Source organism: Klebsiella sp. SWET4, assembly GCF_024296565.1.
Lineage (GTDB): Bacteria > Pseudomonadota > Gammaproteobacteria > Enterobacterales > Enterobacteriaceae > Klebsiella > Klebsiella variicola.
Genome location: NZ_JANCOB010000006.1, coordinates 12,898 through 31,658, shown reverse-complemented (window position 1 = coordinate 31,658; position 18,761 = coordinate 12,898). Strand labels below are relative to the sequence as shown.

The window sequence follows — 18,761 nt, the reverse complement described above, 5'->3', positions numbered from 1 at the left end:
TCGTTCTCCTCTTAAGCAACTGTCGGGAGGGTGAGAATAAAGGTGCAGCCGTCCGGGCCATGCTCGGCCAGCCACAGTTTGCCATCATGAGCCTGCACGATCTGACGCGCAACATACAGTCCGAGACCGGTGCCGCCCGGCACCGGCGACGTGTGCTCGCCGCGACGATAGCGCTCAAAGATCAGTTCCGCTTGCCCGTCGGGCAGGCCCGGGCCGTGGTCGCGAATGCGCAGCTCGGTATGCCCGGCTTCGGAGCGGATATCGATGGCGATTTCACCGGGGGGCGAATACTTCACCGCGTTATCCAGCAGATTGGCGATGGCGATGCACAGCAGGCCGGCATCGGCCTGCAGTTGCGGGCTTTCCACCGCGCCGTGATGGCGGATGTTCAGGTAATGGTCGTGGGAGATGGCCACCACCGAGGCGGCCATGTTGATCACCGACAGCAGGGCGGTCTGCTGGCGATCGACGTGCAGGTCGTGTGAGGCGAGCCGGGCGTCGGCAAGGCAGTTATCGGTGAGCTGCACCAGACGGGTGGCGGCGCGCCCGATGCGATCGAAGCGCGCCTCCTGGCTGGCCGAGGCGGCCGAGAGGCGGAGATTTTCCAGCGCTGCCTGGATCACCGCCAGCGGCGTGCGGAATTCGTGCGCTACCATGCCCATAAACTGTCGCTGATGGAAGCTGGCTTCACGTTCAATCTGCAGCTCACGCGCCAGGCGCTGCTTCTGCTCCAGCTGGCGGTTTTCAGCGCGCACCCGCAGGATGGCAATGATCAGCACCGTAATGATGTGGACGATCAGCGCATACTGCCAGAGGGAATAGATCGCCATATGGAACGGGATTATCCCGTGGATAGACAACTGCACCAGCACCGCGGCGGCGACGTAGAACGGCGGCAGCAGACCCAGCAGCAGAGTGTTACGGTCGATGGCTTTTTTGCGCCACAGCCACCAGGAGGTGAACAGCAGCACCGGGGTGATAATGATGAAGATCACCCCTTCAATCTGCATCGCGAAGCCGTAAAACCCGAGCGGAATACTGACCTGCAGCACCAGGTTGAGCACCACCGCAGCGATCAGTAGCTGATGAAGCCGCGGCATATTCTTCTTCAAATCAAAAATCTCGCTGTGCAGCCAGAGGGCGGTGGCATAGCTGAACAGGGAGAGGCTGCTGATCATGAAGTCCTGGAACGGCAGCGCCGCGTGGCCGAAAAACCACTCCGGGAAGCCGTGCAGGGCAGCCACCAGCGGATAATTGAGCGAGAAAAGACAGATGCCCCACAGCAGACGCCGGCGCAGGGCCAGCGCCAGCCACAGCGCCACGCCGCTGGCGACGGCGGCCAGGCCGAAATAGAAGCTCCAGAAAGCGGTGTCGGCGGTCGCCCGTTGTACAAATTCCTGCGGCGAAGAGAGCGAGGCCAGCAGGATCAGAGTGCTGGTGCTCTGCAGGCGAAAGACCACCTCATAGCCGGCGGCGGTTGGCGGCGGGGGGATAATCAGCACGCTTTCCCGGTAGTGCAGGTCGCTCTCGCGGGCGACGTCGCGGTCGCCAAAGGTGCGCTGTTCCCAGGGGGCATCGCTGCCCACAGGTCGGTAGTAAATGGTCAGATGGTCGACAAAAGAGGGGCCCAGCTGCAGCCAGCGCGGCTCCCCGGCAAACCACGTTCCCGGCAGCTCGCTGCGCAGCCACCAGGTTTTTCGCGAATAACCAAAGGAGGGGATCTGCCGGGTGGTGGCGAGCTGGTCTGTGGGCAGGGCGGCGAAGCGATCGATGGTCATCTGGCCGCTGGCGTCCGCGTACCACTGGACCGGAATATCAATGCCCACCTGGCGCGTCGCCGCCTGCGCCTGTGGGGCGACCAGCAGCAAGAATAATCCACAGCTGAGCAGCCAGCCTGCCAGGAACTGCGGCCGGCAACGCCGGACCGCTGCGAAGATCGCAGACACCCTTTTCAATCACGCCCCCTTGCGGCATGCCAACGATACAGACCGCAGACATCTGGCTACGGTATGGATAATACGCCCCCGGAAGTGGGGAAGAGTGGACAGGCCTGTCCGGACGAACAGGCCATTTTGCGTGGGAGACCAGGAATATTCCAGCGTAATCTGCATCGGCAGGATCAGGACAGACCTGCTGCGCGGCGACGGTGGGCTGGGGTTAGCGGAAAACCACCTGCGCCCAGCGGGCCAGCCCGGCGGTTACCGAGCCAAAATCATCGCCACCGGCCAGCGGAATACCCGGCAGCTGGGCGGCCAGCGCCTTTTTGATCAGCGGCGAGCGGGCGCTGCCGCCGGTAAGATAGATCACGTCCGGGGTGGTCTGGCTGCTGTCGAGCGCGAGCTGCACCTGTTCCATAATGCGGGTCAACGGTTGATCCAGCTCGGCTTCCAGACCCTGCTGGGCGATGGCGGTGGCCAGCTCGTCCTGAATAAACGGCAGCGCGGTTTCGACGCTGGCGGCGCTGGAGAGGGCGATTTTGCTCTCTTCGGCGCTGCGCACCAGACGATAGCTGAGACGCTGGCGCCAGACCTTCAGCAGCAGAGCCACCTTGTCGGCATCCCGGGCGCTGCGCAGCAGATCGTTAAGCAGACGGCCGTTGGCGGTGCTGTAGAAATCGCTCTGCGCTGGCACGTCGTTGATGGCCACCGCGTTCCACCACGGGAGGATCGGCAGCGCGGTGCCTTTCTCCGTTTCGCCGCCCATACCGAGAAGGGGCATCAGGCATTTGAAGGCCAGGGCAATGTCGAGGTCGTTGCCGCCGATGCGGCAGCCGCTGTGGCCGAGCAGGCTCTGCTGGCGGTCGGCGCGCTCCCGCCACTGCGGGCCCATCAATAGCAAGGAACAGTCGGTGGTCCCACCGCCGATATCGACGACCAGCACCCGTTTTTCTTCATTGAGGGTGGCTTCGAAATCGAGCCCGGCGGCAACCGGTTCAAACTGGAAGACCACATCGCGGAAACCGGCACGGAGAGCCGCCCGCTCAAGGATCCCCTGCGCCTGGGCGTTCGCGTCGTCGCCGCCGAGGCCCTGGAAGTTAATCGGTCGGCCAATCACCGCCTGGTCGATCTGCTCGGGCAGCTGGCTTTCGGCCTGCAGTTTGATGTGCAGCATCATGGCGCAGACCAGGTCTTCAAACAGGGCCACCTGCTGCGGCTTCAGCCCGCTGGCGCCGAGGAAGGATTTTGGCGATTTAACGAAGTAGACCTCTTCCGGATCTTCAACATACTGATGCAGCGAGGCGAGACCGAACTGCACGCTGTTGCGCAGCACCTCGATGTCTTCGTCGCGGTTGGCGGCAATGGCCCGGCGCAGCAGCGCCTGGTTTTCATCGCTGTGGGTGGGGACGTCATGATGGCGATAGAGCCACTCGCTGACCGCTTCGCGCGTTGGCGCGCAGAGCATCGAGGGCAGCAGCGCGCTGCCGTTTTCCAGTGTCAACAGCTGAGGGGTGTTTTCCCGCATCACGGCCACCGAACAGTTGGCGGTGCCGTAGTCAAAACCAATAAACATCGTATGCAAAATCCCCATGCCGGTGAAGAAGGGGGGCGACTTTAGCGGATCGTCGCCAAGCCGACAACTGGAATTTAAAAGCAAGGCGCTGACGGTCAAGGGCGACTATCATTGAAACGCTATATAAAGGAGAGCTTATGGAGCTGTTACCCTGGACCCCGCCTTACGACTGGGCGTGGATGGTTGGTTTTCTGCAGGCGCGTGCCGTCGCCGGTGTCGAGCGCTTTGATGAAGGAGGCTATAGTCGCAGCTTTGGCGTTGAAGGGCATCGCGGGCTGATTCATCTGGCGCCGGACGAAGAGGCGCAGGGCCTGCGGGTGACCCTCTCCCCGGGGCTGCAACCGGTGGCGGAGATCTGCTATGCGCGAATTGGCCAGCTGTTTGATTTAGCCTGCGACCCGCGGCAGGTCGCCGGGGCGTTGGGCTCTCTGGCCCAGGCGCGGCCGGGGCTGCGCCTGCCGGGGGCGCTGGATGCCTTCGAACAGGCGGTGCGGGCGGTGCTGGGCCAGCTGGTGAGCGTGGCGATGGCCGCCCGGCTCACCGCCAAAGTGGCGGCTGGCTGGGGCGAACCGCTGACGGAGGCGCCCGGCTATGTGTTATTCCCGACGCCAGAGGCGCTGTCCCGGGCCGACCCGCAGGCGCTGAAGGCGCTGGGAATGCCGCTTCGGCGTGCGGAGGCGCTGATCCACCTCGCCCGGGCGGCGCTCAGCGGCGAGCTGCCCCTGACGGCGCCAGCGGACATCGACGCCGGGCTGCGTCAACTGCAGAGCCTGCCCGGGATTGGCCGCTGGACGGCAAACTACTTTGCTCTGCGCGGCTGGCAGGCGAAAGATATCTTTTTGCCGGATGATTACCTGATTAAACAGCGCTTTCCGGGAATGACCCCGGCCGCCATCGCTCGCTATGCCCGTCGCTGGCAGCCGATGCGATCGTATGCGCTGTTGCATATCTGGTATACCGACGACTGGATCCCGGCGGCGGAATAGCCGTCCGGGGCGCATACCACTGGTATCGGGACGCTGAAATCCCTATAATTGCCGCGTTTGGCGGTCCGCCGCCACCCTCCATCTCTATCCAGGTTAATCAGGTCGCAAAAATTTATGACTGATATGTCCCATCAGTGCGTCATTGTAGGTATCGCCGGCGCATCGGCTTCTGGCAAAAGTCTTATTGCCAGTACTCTTTATCGCGAATTGCGTGAACAAGTTGGCGACGAACATATTGGCGTCATTCCGGAAGACAGCTATTACAAAGATCAAAGTCATCTGTCGATGGAAGAGCGCGTCAAAACCAACTATGACCACCCGAGCTCAATGGACCACAGTCTGTTGTTCCAGCACCTGCAGATGCTGAAAAGCGGCCAGCCGATTGAACTGCCGGTCTATAGCTACGTCGAGCATACCCGCACGCCGAACACCATTCACGTCGAGCCGAAGAAGGTGATCATTCTTGAAGGGATCCTGCTGCTGACCGACGCGCGCCTGCGTAACGAGCTTAACTTCTCTATTTTCGTCGACACCCCGCTCGATATTTGCCTGATGCGCCGTATTAAGCGCGACGTTAACGAGCGCGGCCGCTCCATGGACTCGGTGATGGCCCAGTACCAGAAGACTGTGCGCCCGATGTTCCTGCAGTTTATTGAACCGTCGAAGCAGTATGCCGACATCATCGTGCCGCGCGGCGGCAAAAACCGCATCGCGATTGATATTCTGAAGGCCAAAATCAGTCAGTTCTTTGAATAACCTGGCCGAATTGTGTAACGTGCAAAGAGTAGCCCTGTTGCCCTCTCCGCCGCGAAGCGTGCGGGAAGCAGCCTTATAAGGAGAAAGCCCATGCGTCTGTGTGACCGAGATATCGAAGCCTGGTTGGATGAAGGGCGACTCGCCATCAATCCGCGCCCACCCGTTGAGCGTATTAATGGCGCGACGGTTGATGTACGGCTGGGTAATAAATTCCGCACCTTCCGCGGCCACACGGCGCCGTTTATCGATTTAAGCGGTCCGAAGGCCGAGGTCAGCGCCGCGCTGGACCGCGTGATGAGCGAAGAGATTGTCCTGCCGGAAGGGGAGGCCTTTTTCCTGCATCCGGGCGAACTGGCGCTGGCGGTGACCTATGAGTCAGTCACCCTGCCTGCCGATCTGGTGGGCTGGCTGGACGGACGCTCCTCACTGGCGCGGCTGGGGCTGATGGTGCACGTTACCGCGCACCGCATCGACCCGGGCTGGTCCGGCTGCATCGTGCTTGAGTTCTACAACTCCGGCAAACTGCCGCTGGCGCTGCGCCCGGGAATGCCTATCGGCGCGCTGAGCTTTGAGCCATTATCGGGCCCGGCGGCCCGGCCGTATAACCGCCGTGAAGACGCCAAATATCGCGACCAGCAGGGCGCGGTGGCGAGCCGAATCGACAAGGATTGATAACGTCAACGGGGTGTTGCTGAGGGTGCCATGAGACGAATACTGACAACGCTGATGATCCTGCTGGCGGTCATTGTCGCCGGGCTTACCTCGTTGGTATTGCTGGTCAATCCCAACGATTTTCGCGCCTATATGGTGCATGAGGTGGCAGAGCGCAGCGGTTATCAGCTTGAACTCGATGGCCCGCTGCGCTGGCATGTCTGGCCGCAGCTCAGCATTCTCAGCGGACGCATGACGCTGACCGCCCGGGGCGCCGAAGAGCCGGTGATCCGCGCCGACAACATGCGCCTCGACGTGGCGCTGCTGCCGTTGCTGTCGCACCAGCTGCAGGTGAAGCAGGTGATGCTCAAGGGCGCGGTGATCCAGCTGACCCCGAAAACCGAGGCGGTTCGCGATAGCGCTGCGCCGGTGGTGCCGCATGACAACACCCTGCCGCAGGCTCCGGAGGACCGCGGGTGGTCCTACGACGTGCGCCAGCTGCAGGTGGCCGACAGCGTGCTCTTCTTCCAGCATGAGAACGGCGAGCAGGTCACTGTGCGTGATATCCGCCTGCAAATGGAGCAGGATGAGAATCACCGGGCCACCGTCGACTTCTCCGGCCGGATCAACCGCGACCAGCGCGACCTGGCGCTGAGCTTCTCCGCTACCGTGCAGGGCGGCGACTATCCCCACTCCTTAAAAGCCGACTTTAGCCAGCTAAGCTGGCAGCTGCGCGGCGCCGAGCTGCCCCCTGATGGCATTAATGGCCAGGGCAGTCTGCAGGCCAGCTGGCAGGAAGATGGCAAAACTCTGCGCTTTGACAACCTGAATCTGATGGCCAGCGGCAGCACCCTTACCGGCAACGGCAGCGTGGTGCTGGGGGATCGCCCGGACTGGTCGCTGGATCTCCACGCGACCACCCTGAATCTCGACAGCCTGCTGGCGCCCTCCTCGCCAGCGACCGACAGCAGCGCCAGCCAGCAGGGCCAGAGCCAGACGCGACCGCTGCGTCCGGTGATCGCCGACAGCGATGAGCGCGAAGATTACCAGAGCCTGCGCGGCTTTAACGGCCGGATGGCCCTGAGCGCCGACCAGTTGCAGTGGCGCGGCCTGAACTTCACCCAGGTGCAGAGTGAAATCAGCAACCAGCAGGGGCTGCTGACGGTCAGCAAAATGCAGGGCAACCTCGACGGCGGGCAGCTCTCTCTCCCCGGCACTCTGGATGCCCGTGGCGACACGCCGCAGGCGGCGTTCCAGCCGGCGCTGCAGAATGTGGAGATCGGTTCGCTGATCAAAGCCTTTAACTATTCATTAAACCTGACCGGCAAGCTGTCGCTGACCGGCGAGTTTTCCGGAACGCGCATTGACGCGGATGATTTCCGCCGTCACTGGCAGGGGCAGGCCCAGCTGCAGATGGCCGATACCCGTACCGAGGGGCTGAATTTCCAGCAGCTGGTGCAGCAGGCTGTGGAGCGCAGCACCAACGTGCGGGCGCAGGAGAATTACGACAATGCCACCCGCCTGGATTCCGTGAGCAGCCAGCTGACGCTGGATAACGGGGTGGTGACGCTGAACCGCCTGCAGGGGCAGTCCGACGTGATGGCGATGACCGGCGAAGGTCAGCTTGATCTGCAGAAAGAGAACTGCGATATGCGCTTTAACGTGCGCGTGCTCGGCGGCTGGAAAGGGGAGGGCAAACTTATCGACCGCCTGAAACAGACCGCCATCCCGCTGCGCATCTACGGCGACTGGCAGTCGCTGAGCTACAGCCTGCAGGTCGATCAGATCCTGCGCAAACAGCTACAGGATGAAGCGAAGCAGCGTCTCAACGACTGGGTTGAGCGTAATAAAGGCAGCAAAGAGAGCAAAGACGCCAAAAAGCTGCTTGATAAGCTGTAATCTCCACCCCCGCGGCCCGGGCCTTCCGGGCTGCGAGATTGTCGTCAGAGGGTGTGCCACGTTGATGCCGGGTGGCGGCTACGCCTGACCCGGCCTGGGTTGTGCGCAAAATCATCAGCTTGAGTCGCTATCCATGTAGGCCTGATAAGCGAAGCGCCATCAGGCAGTGTGGCTGCTGTAGAGCATCAATTCCCCGTGATGAGAGAATGTCGTCAAAGTGTGATGTCACGATGATGTCGGGTGGCGGCTACGCCTGACCCGGCCTGGGTTGTGCGGTGGGGTTATTCCCCGGTTTATGTCGCCATCCCGTAGGCCTGATAAGCGAAGCGCCATCAGGCATGGGTTTGATTATCCATCCCACCGCCCGGGATACCCCGGGCCGTTTTATGCCTGACGATTACACCTCATAATCCAGCTCATCCTGTTTTACCGGCGGGACGATCTGCACCTTCTGCACCCGATGGCTGTCGACCTGCAGCGTGCGCAGGGTATAGCCGTCAATCTCAATGGTCTCCCCCACCTGCGGCACATGCTGCAGATACTCCATCAGCAGACCGGCAACGGTGTGATACTCACGTTTATCATCCAGCGGCAGCGGAACGTACTGCACCAGGTCCTCCAGCGGCATATGGCCGTTAACCGTCCACGAACCGTCCTGATGATGCTGAATATCATGCCGGGCATCGATCTCCTCCACCTCATTAGGCAGATTACCGGCGATAGTCTCCATCACGTCGCTCAGGGTCACAATCCCCTCGACGGAACCAAACTCATCGACCACAAAGGCGAAGTGGGTGCGGGCCTGACGGAACTGCTCAAGCGCGGAGAGGAGCGGTAACCCCTCCGGAAAGACCAACGGCTGCCGCACCAGCACCTGCAGATCCAGCGGCTCCTGGCGCAGGGACTGCTGGAGCAGGTCAATAACGTGAACCACTCCCAGCAGGTCTTCATTATCTTTCCCGCCGGTCACCACCAGCCGGGTGTGCTGATTTTTCTCCACCAGGCTGCGGATCTCTTCCTCCGGTGCGCTGAGGTTGATGCGCTCGATATCATGGCGCGACGTCATAATACTGCTGACGCTGCGCTGATTAAGGTTCAGCACCCGCTCAATCATCAACCGTTCCTGCGGATTAAACAAAGGATGATGGTCCTGATCGGCCACCAGCGACGCCGTGTCAGCATCCAGTTCAGCTTTTTCCTTCTGGCCGCTCAGCAGGTTCATTACCGCCTCGGTGGTGCGCTGACGCAACGTCATATTGGCCGACAGGAAGCGACGGCGGTTAAACAGCGCCAGCTGATTAAGGGCTTCAATCATGACCGAGAAGCCAATCGCCGCGTACAGATAGCCTTTCGGAATAATAAAGCTGAAGCCTTCAGCAATCAGGCTGAAGCCGATCATCAGCAGGAAGCTCAGACAGAGGATGACAATGGTCGGGTGGCTGTTAACGAAGCGCGTCAGGGCCTTGCTGGCCATCAGCATCAGGCTGATGGCGATGATCACCGCGGCCATCATCACCGCCAGGTGGTCGACCATGCCGACGGCAGTGATCACCGAGTCGAGCGAAAAGATGGCGTCGAGCACCACGATCTGCGCCACCACGGCCCAGAATTTCGCCCCTCTGCGCTGGGTGGGATTATCGCTGTCCTTCCCCTCCAGCCGTTCGTTGAGTTCGACGGTGGCTTTAAACAGCAGGAATAAGCCGCCGAACAGCATAATTAAATCGCGGGCGCTGAAGCTGAAGTCGTGAAAAACAATCAGCGGTTTGGTCAGGGTCACCAGCCAGGAGATAGAGGCCAGCAGCAGCAGACGCATGACCATTGCCAGCAGCAGACCGGTGATACGAGCGCGGTCGCGCTGGGCGGGCGGCAGCTTTTCGGCGAGGATAGCGATGAAAACCAGGTTATCGATACCCAACACCAGTTCGATAACCACCAGCGTGACGAGACCTGCCCAGATTGACGGATCGGCAATCCATTCCATATGTATTAAAACCTGTACGACTGCGGTATGTGTTACCACGATCATGGATAAGATGAGTCTAAAATGCAATAACGACGCGGATATCACTCCGCCAGGGGTGGATATATTTCCAGCAAATTAAGAGAACAGAAAAGAATTATGTTCCAGAAAAGATCAGCGGAAAAATAACAATATGGCGGAACGCGCTGGAATAAGCTTGCTGATATCAGAACCATAACCCGCTGCGTTCTGCCCGGCGCAAAAGCGTGGGCAGTCCCGTCGTTCTCCACGGTAGGCACCCTTCCTCATCCCCGGGTGAAGTGCGAAGCCCGCTCACAAAATCGGCATAATTCACATCATGAAGTGAGCGCAGAATAGCGCCGATCGCAGTTCTCTGCCGTGGTTTACGGTTATTATCCTGCCATATCTGGCTGTTTGTGCTGAAATATATTGCCTGGTGAAATTAATTATCTATATCTATTCTTTCCGGACACATGGGCGCCGCAGCCTGCAGCTGGCAGGGGCTGCGTACCAAAGGCCGCGATGTACGGGCCTCGCGGCGGCATCGCGCTGTGCAGGGAAGCGGGCCGCTGAATATCCTGATGGAGAATAAGATTATTCTCACTTCAAACTGTTGGTAAAAGGAAGTTGTGTGTATTCTTTTAGGGGACAGTGAATTTAAGAATTTGGCGGGCAGATGCCCGGGCAGTATCCGTGTATTATCAGTTCCAATGGATTTGTGACATGTACAATTTTGCAAAACTGCGTGTTTTGCAACCAAACAGGTGAAGATGAATATGGCGAATTTGAAAGCGGTTATTCCGGTCGCAGGACTAGGCATGCATATGCTGCCGGCCACAAAGGCAATTCCAAAGGAGATGCTGCCGATCGTTGATAAGCCAATGATTCAGTACATTGTTGACGAAATCGTCGCCGCCGGGATCAAAGAGATTGTCCTGGTGACGCACTCCTCGAAGAATGCGGTGGAAAACCACTTTGATACCTCCTACGAGCTGGAAGCCCTGCTCGAGCAGCGCGTGAAGCGCCAACTGCTGGCGGAAGTCCAGGCCATTTGCCCGCCGGGCGTAACCATCATGAACGTGCGCCAGGCACAGCCGCTGGGTCTGGGCCACTCCATCCTCTGCGCCCGCCCGGTAGTCGGGGACAACCCGTTTGTCGTAGTGCTGCCGGATATCATTCTCGACGGCGGCACCGCTGACCCGCTGCGCTATAACCTCGCTGCCATGGTCGCCCGTTTTAACGAGACCGGCCGCAGCCAGGTGCTGGCGAAACGCATGCCGGGGGATCTCTCCGAATACTCCGTTATCCAGACCAAAGAGCCCATGGTGGCGGAAGGGCAGGTGGCGCGTATCGTTGAGTTCATTGAAAAACCGGACGAACCGCAGACCCTGGACTCCGACCTGATGGCAGTGGGCCGCTACGTGCTGTCGGCAGATATCTGGGCTGAACTTGAACGAACCCAGCCGGGTGCCTGGGGCCGTATCCAGCTAACCGACGCCATTGCCGAACTGGCGAAGAAGCAGTCCGTTGACGCAATGCTGATGACCGGCGAAAGCTATGACTGCGGTAAAAAAATGGGCTACATGCAGGCCTTCGTCACCTACGGGATGCGTAACCTGAAAGAAGGTACCAAATTCCGCGAAAGCATTAAAAAATTGCTGGCCTGAGTGCCGGCGTAAGAGTGAGCGGCAGGGCAGGGGTATTTTGCCACGCCGCTCATAACGTTATGCAGAAATTATTCATAACGTGAATGTTATAACGATTGTAAAGAAACGTATGGCTTCGGAGACTTCTGGTAGTTTGTCTCTGGCCTCTGTGGTGCAATGGTCGGAGTAGCGGCAATAATGCTTTGTGAATAGTCACTTAGTGCGACAATTCCTAAAGCGCAGGGAAAGCGGTCAACGTCAGCCAAAAATAAAACTTGACTGCGATCATGTTTCCGCTTTAAACATCTCACTTGCATGCATAAAAATGTGAAATGAATTGGCATGCGAGCTGGTACAGACATTACGGATAATCCCTGAGCACGGCAGTGGACATCATCGAAGGATCACAGGTATATGAACTGGCAACTCATCTCATTTTTTGGCGATAGCACCGTTTTGCTGCCCAGCGCAGCGGCGCTGTTTATTGTCCTGATGCTGCGTAAAACGTCACGGTTGCTGGCGTGGCAGTGGAGTTTGCTGTTCGGCATCACCGGCGCCATCGTCTGCGCCTCCAAACTGGCCTTTATGGGCTGGGGGCTGGGTATTCGCGAGCTGGATTATACCGGCTTCAGCGGCCACTCCGCGCTCTCCGCGGCCTTCTGGCCTATCTTCCTGTGGCTGCTTAGCGCTCGTTTTTCCGCGGGTTTGCAAAAAGCAGCCGTCGCCACCGGCTATATTCTGGCCGCTGTGGTGGGTTATTCACGGCTGGTCATCCATGCGCATTCCGTCTCAGAAGTGATCGCTGGCCTGCTGCTCGGCGCTGCTGGCAGCGCTTTGTTCCTGTTGCTGCAAAAACGTACCACCCATTCGGAAAGCCTGAGTATTTCCTGGGGCGGCGTCGCGTGCCTGGTGATGGTCCCGCTTATCCTGTTGCATAGCGGCAATAAAGCGCCGACTCAGTCCCTGCTGGGGCAAATTGCCACCGCAGTAGGGCCGCTGGATAAACCCTTTACGCGTACCGATCTGCATAAGCAGGCCTGGTAATTGCCATTTGTTTTACAGGGGAAATTAAGTTTTCGCCGGTTAATTAGACAAATAAGAAAATAATCTACTATATGCCAGTCAATTGATAATTCATATTTATGAAATAATGCAGTGCTACTACATTGTAATTGTCAATTTGCGTGGATATAGCCGTGGTCAGACGTTTCTTAAATGCGTTCAGAAAGCACCTGTTCCACGTTGGATGAATAATCCTGTATCGAGAAACTATTAGAAATTGTAGTTGACTGTCGCGTCATCATCTGATTTTGGAATGACGTAAGCATGATGGAAAAGTTCTTTTTTTACAAAGAGTTACTTGTATCTGTGCCAGCATGGTTGCGCCAGGCAGATGTTAGGTAGTTAAGAGCAATAAATAATCTTTATTGGCGAACCGCTTATTTTTCGCCAATAAAACAGCGGATGGGATTAATTGGCAGATATTCGGCAGTAAGACTCCCAATTGTGACCGAAATCCCGTAGACTTAACGCCGCAAAAAATAAAGGCCTGACCAATTTATCACCCACAGGCCGATTAAATACGCCGTTCATGTAGTCAGTGCGCTGGTAGCTGTTAAGCCAGGGGCGGTAGCGTCGCTGAAACCACCTGTTGCTGCACAAATATCTTCTCTGAACGGCTATAAAAATCGATGCACTTTGGGTGATTGACGCCATAAGATATCTATCAAGCTCATCAGATATCCTCATAAATGGGTCAGGAGCAGCTGCTGATATCGCCTGTACACCAACTTTCCCGTCTCATCGATAGCCTGTACGGTAAAATTCGCCTACATTGTGAGCTGGGTGGATGTGATAAGGGTTACAAGCAGCTTAGGGTAACTGTACTTGCCTCGCCGGTGTTGCACAGCGAAGTCAGCTGGTGCCGCGAGCGCTTTCTATCTTGGTATTCCCCTCATTCTCATTGAGATACGACAGCGGGGCTGAAAATGGATCTTGTACAATGATAAAAATTGCGCGCATTGCCGTGACGCTGGGCTTGCTTTCCTCACTGGGAGCCCAGGCTTACGCGGCCGGGTTAGTAGTAAATGATAACGATCTACGTAACGACCTTGCCTGGCTTTCCGATCGCGGGGTCATCCATCTGAGCCTGTCGACCTGGCCGCTGAGCCAGGAAGAGATCGCCCGGGCGCTAAAAAAGGCCAAACCTTCCTATTCTTCCGAGCAAGTGGTTCTGGCTCGAATTAACCAGCGACTGTCTGCTTTAAAAGCCGATTTCCGGGTCACCGGCTACACTTCAACCGATCAGCCGGGCACTCCGCAGGGGTTTGGTCAGACACAGCCGGCAGATAACTCGTTAGGCCTGGCGTTTAACAACAGCGGAGAATGGTGGGATGTCCACCTCCAGGGTAACGTCGAAGGGGGGGAGCGGATCAGTAACGGATCGCGCTTCAACGCCAACGGCGCCTACGGCGCGGTGAAGTTCTGGAACCAGTGGCTCTCCTTTGGCCAGGTACCCCAGTGGTGGGGGCCCGGGTATGAAGGCAGCCTGATCCGTGGGGATGCAATGCGGCCGATGACCGGCTTCCTGATGCAGCGGGCAGAGCAGGCGGCGCCAGAGACCTGGTGGTTACGCTGGGTGGGGCCATGGCAGTACCAGATCTCCGCCAGCCAGATGAATCAATATACCGCTGTGCCGCATGCCAAAATTATTGGTGGCCGCTTTACCTTCTCTCCTTTCCAGTCACTTGAACTAGGCGCATCGCGCATTATGCAGTGGGGAGGGGAAGGGCGACCGCAATCCTTCAGCAGCTTCTGGGATGGCTTTACAGGGAAAGACAATACTGGAACGGATAACGAGCCGGGGAACCAACTGGCCGGATTTGACTTTAAATTCAAACTGGAGCCAACCCTCGGCTGGCCGGTGAGTTTCTACGGTCAAATGATCGGTGAGGATGAATCTGGTTACCTGCCATCGGCAAACATGTTCCTGGGAGGTGTTGAAGGCCACCACGGCTGGGGTAAAGATGCGATAAACTGGTATCTTGAAGCACATGATACGCGCACCAATATGAGTCGAACCAATTACAGCTACCGTCACCATATTTATAAAGATGGATATTATCAGCAAGGCTATCCGCTCGGCGATGCGATGGGCGGGGATGGTCAACTCGTTGCCGGTAAGGTTGAGCTTATTACTGAGGATAACCAGCGCTGGAGCACGCGCTTGGTATACGCGAAGGTTAACCCTGAGAATCAGTCGATCAACAAAGCGTTCCCTCATGCGGATACGCTAAAAGGTGTACAGCTGGGCTGGAGCGGCGATGTTTATCAGTCGGTCCGTTTGAATACTTCACTGTGGTACACCAACGCTAACAACAGCGACAGCGACGACGTTGGGGCCAGCGCAGGGATAGAAATACCGTTTAGTTTATAAGGCTGAATGCTGAAAACAGGGGAGAGAGGGTGGTAGCGCTGCAGGACGCAGTCAGCTTTTATCTCTCCACAAGCCGGCAGGGAAGCAACGGCGATGACAGCTGCTCAGGAATTGGCAAATTTTGATTTACTGACGATGTGACATTATGAAGAAAAAAATTGTTAGATTTTCGGCATTAGCGTTGGCAATTGGTTTTTTATCGGGTTGCACGATTATTCCGGGTCAGGGATTAAACAGTCTGCGGAAGAACGTAGTGGAACTTCCGGATAGTGACTACGATCTGGATAAACTGGTCAATGTATATCCGTTGACACCGGGTCTGGTCGATCAACTTCGTCCGGAAACTGTTCTGGCTCGTCCAAATCCTCAGCTGGATAATTTACTGCGTAGTTATGAATATCGCATTGGGGTTGGCGATGTGTTGATGGTTACGGTATGGGATCACCCGGAGTTGACAACGCCTGCAGGGCAGTACCGTAGCGCCAGCGACACTGGTAACTGGGTCAACTCCGATGGCACAATTTTCTATCCTTATATCGGTAAAGTGCAGGTGGCGGGCAAAACCCTGAGCCAGGTACGCCAGGATATCGCCAGTCGTTTGACAACATATATCGAAAGTCCTCAGGTTGACGTCAGTATTGCTGCTTTTAGATCTCAAAAAACTTACATTACAGGCGAAGTTATGAAGTCAGGCCAGCAGCCAATTACGAATATCCCACTAACAGTGATGGATGCGATAAATAATGCTGGTGGTCTGGCACCTGATGCTGACTGGCGAAATGTTGTATTAACGCATAACGGTAAAGATACTAAAATTTCACTATATGCCCTAATGCAAAAAGGCGATCTGTCACAAAACCACCTTTTATATCCTGGTGATATTTTGTTTATACCCCGCAATGATGATTTGAAAGTATTTGTTATGGGTGAAGTTGGTAAACAAAGTACATTGAAGATGGATCGTAGCGGTATGACCCTTGCCGAGGCCCTTGGATCATCTGAGGGAATATTACAAGCGACAAGTGATGCAACAGGCGTATTTGTTATTCGTCAACTGAAAGGCGATAAACAAGGGAAAATTGCAAATATTTATCAATTGAATGCACAAGATGCCTCTGCAATGGTGTTGGGCACTGAATTTCAATTACAACCATATGATATTGTTTATGTGACAACAGCTCCTATTGTTCGTTGGAATCGAGTCGTATCACAACTTGTGCCAACAATCACTGGTGTACATGATATGACTGAAACTACACGTTACATACGGAATTGGTAACAATTATGTTTGATTCTATTCTTGTTATTTGCACTGGTAATATTTGTCGTTCCCCTATTGCAGAGCGAATGATGCGTCAGTTTTTGCCTTCTAAAAAAATTGATTCCGCTGGTGTAGGGGCAATGGTAGGCAAGCCGGCAGATGAAGCAGCATATCGTGTTTCAGAAAAACATGGTTTGTCATTAGATGGACATGTGGCAAGACAATTCACTGCTTCGATGGGGCGTAACTACCAGCTAATATTAGTCATGGAGCACGACCAACTTGAAATAGTTAGTCGGGTAGCTCCAGAAGTGCGTGGAAAGACAATGCTTCTCGGGCATTGGGTTGGCGGTAAAGATATTCCAGACCCATACCGTAAAAGTGATGAGGCTTTCGAGTCTGTTTATCAATTGCTTGAGTGCGCCTGTGCTAAGTGGGCAGAAAAGTTAGGCAGATAATATCCAGGAATAAACTGAATGACAGCAGAAATGACAAATAAAAATTCATCCCAAGAAGCGGATGAGATGGATTTAGGGCGTCTGATTGGTGAGCTAATTGACTATCGCAAATTAATATTTGCGATAACTGTCGGTTTCACTGGGATAGGTATTTTGTATGCGTTCTTTGCTACTCCTATATATCAAGCAAACGCACTTATTCAAGTAGAACAAAAACAAGGCAATGCAATTTTAAGCAGTCTAAGTCAGATGCTGCCTGATAGCCAACCTCAATCGGCACCTGAAATCGCTTTATTACAGTCTCGTATGATTTTAGGCAAGACTGTAGATGATTTAAATCTTCAGACGAAAATTGAACAAGATTACTTTCCACTGTTAGGAAAAGGTTTTTCAAGAATATTAGGCCACAAAGAAGGTAAGGTTTCGATAGGTAATATTTCTTTGCCAGAGAGCAATGAAGAAATTACTGAATTAGAACTGACTGTGGTTAACGACAAAACATATGAAATATCTGGTAATGATTTCTCTGCAATCGGAAAAGTTGGGGAAACATTACAAAAACAAGGCTATGAGATTCTTATAAATGAGATTAATGCAGAACCTGGCACTCGTTTTTCAATCTCATACTTATCTAGACTCAAAGCAATCAATAATCTCCAAGAAGCGTTTAATGTCGCAGACCAAGGGAAAGATACAGGCGTCTTAAATTTAACCTTGACAGGTGAAAATCCTATATTAGTTGCAAAAATCCTTGATAGTATTAGTCAAAATTATCTTGCTCAAAACGTTGCAAGGCAAGCCGCACAAGATGCAAAAAGTTTAGAATTTTTAGATCAACAATTACCAAAAGTTCGAAGCGATCTAGATATTGCTGAAGATAAGCTTAATGCTTATCGTAAGCAGAAAGATTCTGTTGATTTAACTATGGAAGCTAAAACTGTTCTTGATCAGATTGTTAATGTAGATAATCAACTTAATGAGCTAACTTTCAAAGAAGCTGAGATCTCACAGCTTTATACACAAGAGCATCCAACATACAAAGCTTTGATGGAGAAAAGGAAGACGCTGCAGCAAGAAAAATCAAAGTTAAATAAAAGAGTTAGTTCAATGCCTTCGACTCAACAAGAGGTATTGAGACTAAGTCGTGATGTTGAATCGGGACGTGCTGTTTATTTACAATTATTAAATAGACAACAAGAGCTCAATATAGCTAAATCTAGTGCAATTGGGAATGTTAGAATAATTGATGATGCAGTGCCTCAGCCTAAGCCAGTTAAACCTAAAAAAATAGTAGTTGTCCTTGTAAGTTTTATTCTTGGTTTATTCTTTTCATTATCATTTGTATTGTTACGTGTCTTCTTACGTCGTGGAATAGAGTCGCCGGAGCAGTTGGAAGATATAGGAATAAGTGTATACGCAGGTATTCCTGTATCGGAATCCTTAAGTAAGGATAACAAGCGCTCTGGCAGTAAGCGTAAACAAGAAAGTTCAGTCTTGCTTGCACTTGAAAACCCTGCTGATTTAGCAATTGAGGCAATAAGAAGTCTAAGGACAAGTCTGCATTTCGCTATGATGGAAGCCAAGAATAATGTATTAATGATTTCTGGTGCCAGTCCTAATGCAGGCAAGACTTTTGTGAGTAGCAATCTAGCTGTCATCATGGCTCATGCAGGAAGTAAAGTTCTGTATATTGATGCTGATATGAGAAAAGGATATGCGCACAAGCTCTTTGGATCAGAAAAAAACAAAGGCTTATCCGATATTCTCTCAGGAAAAAGTTCAGTGAAGGATGCTATTACCAACCTACCGAATGCTGGTTTCGATTATATTCCTCGTGGTCAAGTACCACCAAACCCAGCTGAACTATTAATGCACCCTCGGTTTGAAGCTCTGCTTGGTGAAGTATCAAAAAATTATGATTTAATAATTGTTGATACTCCTCCAATATTAGCGGTTACTGATGCTGCAGTCATTGGTCGCTACGCGGGTACAACACTCATTGTTGCTCGATTCGAAAAAGATACAGTAAAAGAGATATCAGTAAGTATGAAACGTTTCCAACAATCTGGCACTATTGTTAAAGGTTGCATACTGAATGGAATAGTTAAAAAAGCAAGTAGTTATTATGGGTATGGATACAACTATTATGGTTATTCATATTCTGACAAGAAATAGAA

12 protein-coding genes and 1 pseudogene are annotated in these 18,761 nt (G+C 54.3%); 10 read left to right on the top strand and 3 right to left on the bottom strand.

Features of this window, described 5'->3' with window-relative positions; genetic code table 11:
* Positions 1 to 11: 11 nt before the first annotated feature.
* Positions 12 to 1,868 carry a sensor histidine kinase gene (locus NKJ21_RS15050; protein ID WP_254733009.1) on the bottom strand — a complete coding sequence of 619 codons (1,857 nt, stop codon included), beginning with the start codon at positions 1,866 to 1,868 and terminating at the stop codon, positions 12 to 14.
* Between the two features lie 289 nt (positions 1,869 to 2,157).
* Positions 2,158 to 3,510 (bottom strand): molecular chaperone, encoded by a 1,353-nt coding sequence (yegD, locus tag NKJ21_RS15045; RefSeq protein ID WP_254732967.1) that lies wholly within the window; start codon positions 3,508 to 3,510, stop codon positions 2,158 to 2,160.
* Between the two features lie 137 nt (positions 3,511 to 3,647).
* Between yegD and alkA the strand changes: the two genes are divergently transcribed.
* The 4 genes from alkA (at position 3,648) to asmA (ending at position 7,802) form a co-directional block, all read left to right on the top strand.
* On the top strand, positions 3,648 to 4,496 hold the full coding sequence (alkA, locus tag NKJ21_RS15040) for a DNA-3-methyladenine glycosylase 2 (RefSeq protein WP_094955086.1): 849 nt from the start codon (positions 3,648 to 3,650) through the stop codon (positions 4,494 to 4,496).
* A gap of 114 nt (positions 4,497 to 4,610) precedes the next feature.
* Positions 4,611 to 5,252, top strand: a complete 642-nt coding sequence (udk, locus tag NKJ21_RS15035) for a uridine kinase (protein ID WP_002912442.1) — start codon at positions 4,611 to 4,613, stop codon at positions 5,250 to 5,252.
* 90 nt (positions 5,253 to 5,342) lie between these two features.
* Positions 5,343 to 5,924, top strand: a complete 582-nt coding sequence (gene dcd / locus NKJ21_RS15030; protein WP_004151145.1) for a dCTP deaminase — start codon at positions 5,343 to 5,345, stop codon at positions 5,922 to 5,924.
* A gap of 30 nt (positions 5,925 to 5,954) precedes the next feature.
* Complete coding sequence (gene asmA, locus NKJ21_RS15025; RefSeq protein WP_023322981.1) at positions 5,955 to 7,802, top strand: outer membrane assembly protein AsmA; 1,848 nt, start codon at positions 5,955 to 5,957, stop codon at positions 7,800 to 7,802.
* 397 nt (positions 7,803 to 8,199) lie between these two features.
* Here the strand turns inward: asmA and NKJ21_RS15020 are convergent, their stop codons facing one another.
* Positions 8,200 to 9,783 carry a TerC family protein gene (locus tag NKJ21_RS15020; protein ID WP_012967582.1) on the bottom strand — a complete coding sequence of 528 codons (1,584 nt, stop codon included), beginning with the start codon at positions 9,781 to 9,783 and terminating at the stop codon, positions 8,200 to 8,202.
* A gap of 770 nt (positions 9,784 to 10,553) precedes the next feature.
* Between NKJ21_RS15020 and galF the strand changes: the two are divergent.
* The 6 genes and pseudogenes from galF to NKJ21_RS14990 all read left to right on the top strand — a co-directional run bounded on the left by galF (position 10,554) and on the right by NKJ21_RS14990 (position 18,759).
* Positions 10,554 to 11,528, top strand: a pseudogene (galF, locus tag NKJ21_RS15015) (GalU regulator GalF).
* A 315-nt stretch (positions 11,529 to 11,843) separates the two neighbouring features.
* The gene (locus NKJ21_RS15010) at positions 11,844 to 12,473 is read left to right on the top strand and encodes a phosphatase PAP2 family protein (RefSeq protein ID WP_023322980.1); all 630 of its coding nucleotides are present in this window, start codon (positions 11,844 to 11,846) and stop codon (positions 12,471 to 12,473) included.
* Between the two features lie 958 nt (positions 12,474 to 13,431).
* Positions 13,432 to 14,865 (top strand): capsule assembly Wzi family protein, encoded by a 1,434-nt coding sequence (locus NKJ21_RS15005; RefSeq protein ID WP_085163561.1) that lies wholly within the window; start codon positions 13,432 to 13,434, stop codon positions 14,863 to 14,865.
* Between the two features lie 145 nt (positions 14,866 to 15,010).
* Entirely contained in the window at positions 15,011 to 16,144 is a 1,134-nt protein-coding gene (locus NKJ21_RS15000; RefSeq protein WP_083565395.1) for a polysaccharide export protein, read from the top strand.
* A 5-nt stretch (positions 16,145 to 16,149) separates the two neighbouring features.
* On the top strand, positions 16,150 to 16,584 hold the full coding sequence (locus tag NKJ21_RS14995) for a protein tyrosine phosphatase (protein WP_085448395.1): 435 nt from the start codon (positions 16,150 to 16,152) through the stop codon (positions 16,582 to 16,584).
* 18 nt (positions 16,585 to 16,602) lie between these two features.
* Positions 16,603 to 18,759, top strand: coding sequence for a polysaccharide biosynthesis tyrosine autokinase (locus NKJ21_RS14990; protein ID WP_130055765.1), 2,157 nt, complete (start codon positions 16,603 to 16,605; stop codon positions 18,757 to 18,759).
* The last annotated feature ends 2 nt before the right edge of the window (positions 18,760 to 18,761 follow it).

Coding starts and splice junctions, on each gene's coding strand:
- asmA (WP_023322981.1), top strand. CDS start 5,955: ATGAGACGAATACTGACAACGCTGATGATCCTGCTGGCGGTCATTGTC.
- NKJ21_RS14995 (WP_085448395.1), top strand. CDS start 16,150: ATGTTTGATTCTATTCTTGTTATTTGCACTGGTAATATTTGTCGTTCC.
- NKJ21_RS15020 (WP_012967582.1), bottom strand. CDS start 9,783: ATGGAATGGATTGCCGATCCGTCAATCTGGGCAGGTCTCGTCACGCTG.
- dcd (WP_004151145.1), top strand. CDS start 5,343: ATGCGTCTGTGTGACCGAGATATCGAAGCCTGGTTGGATGAAGGGCGA.
- alkA (WP_094955086.1), top strand. CDS start 3,648: ATGGAGCTGTTACCCTGGACCCCGCCTTACGACTGGGCGTGGATGGTT.
- NKJ21_RS15005 (WP_085163561.1), top strand. CDS start 13,432: ATGATAAAAATTGCGCGCATTGCCGTGACGCTGGGCTTGCTTTCCTCA.
- NKJ21_RS15010 (WP_023322980.1), top strand. CDS start 11,844: ATGAACTGGCAACTCATCTCATTTTTTGGCGATAGCACCGTTTTGCTG.
- yegD (WP_254732967.1), bottom strand. CDS start 3,510: ATGTTTATTGGTTTTGACTACGGCACCGCCAACTGTTCGGTGGCCGTG.
- udk (WP_002912442.1), top strand. CDS start 4,611: ATGACTGATATGTCCCATCAGTGCGTCATTGTAGGTATCGCCGGCGCA.
- NKJ21_RS14990 (WP_130055765.1), top strand. CDS start 16,603: ATGACAGCAGAAATGACAAATAAAAATTCATCCCAAGAAGCGGATGAG.
- NKJ21_RS15000 (WP_083565395.1), top strand. CDS start 15,011: ATGAAGAAAAAAATTGTTAGATTTTCGGCATTAGCGTTGGCAATTGGT.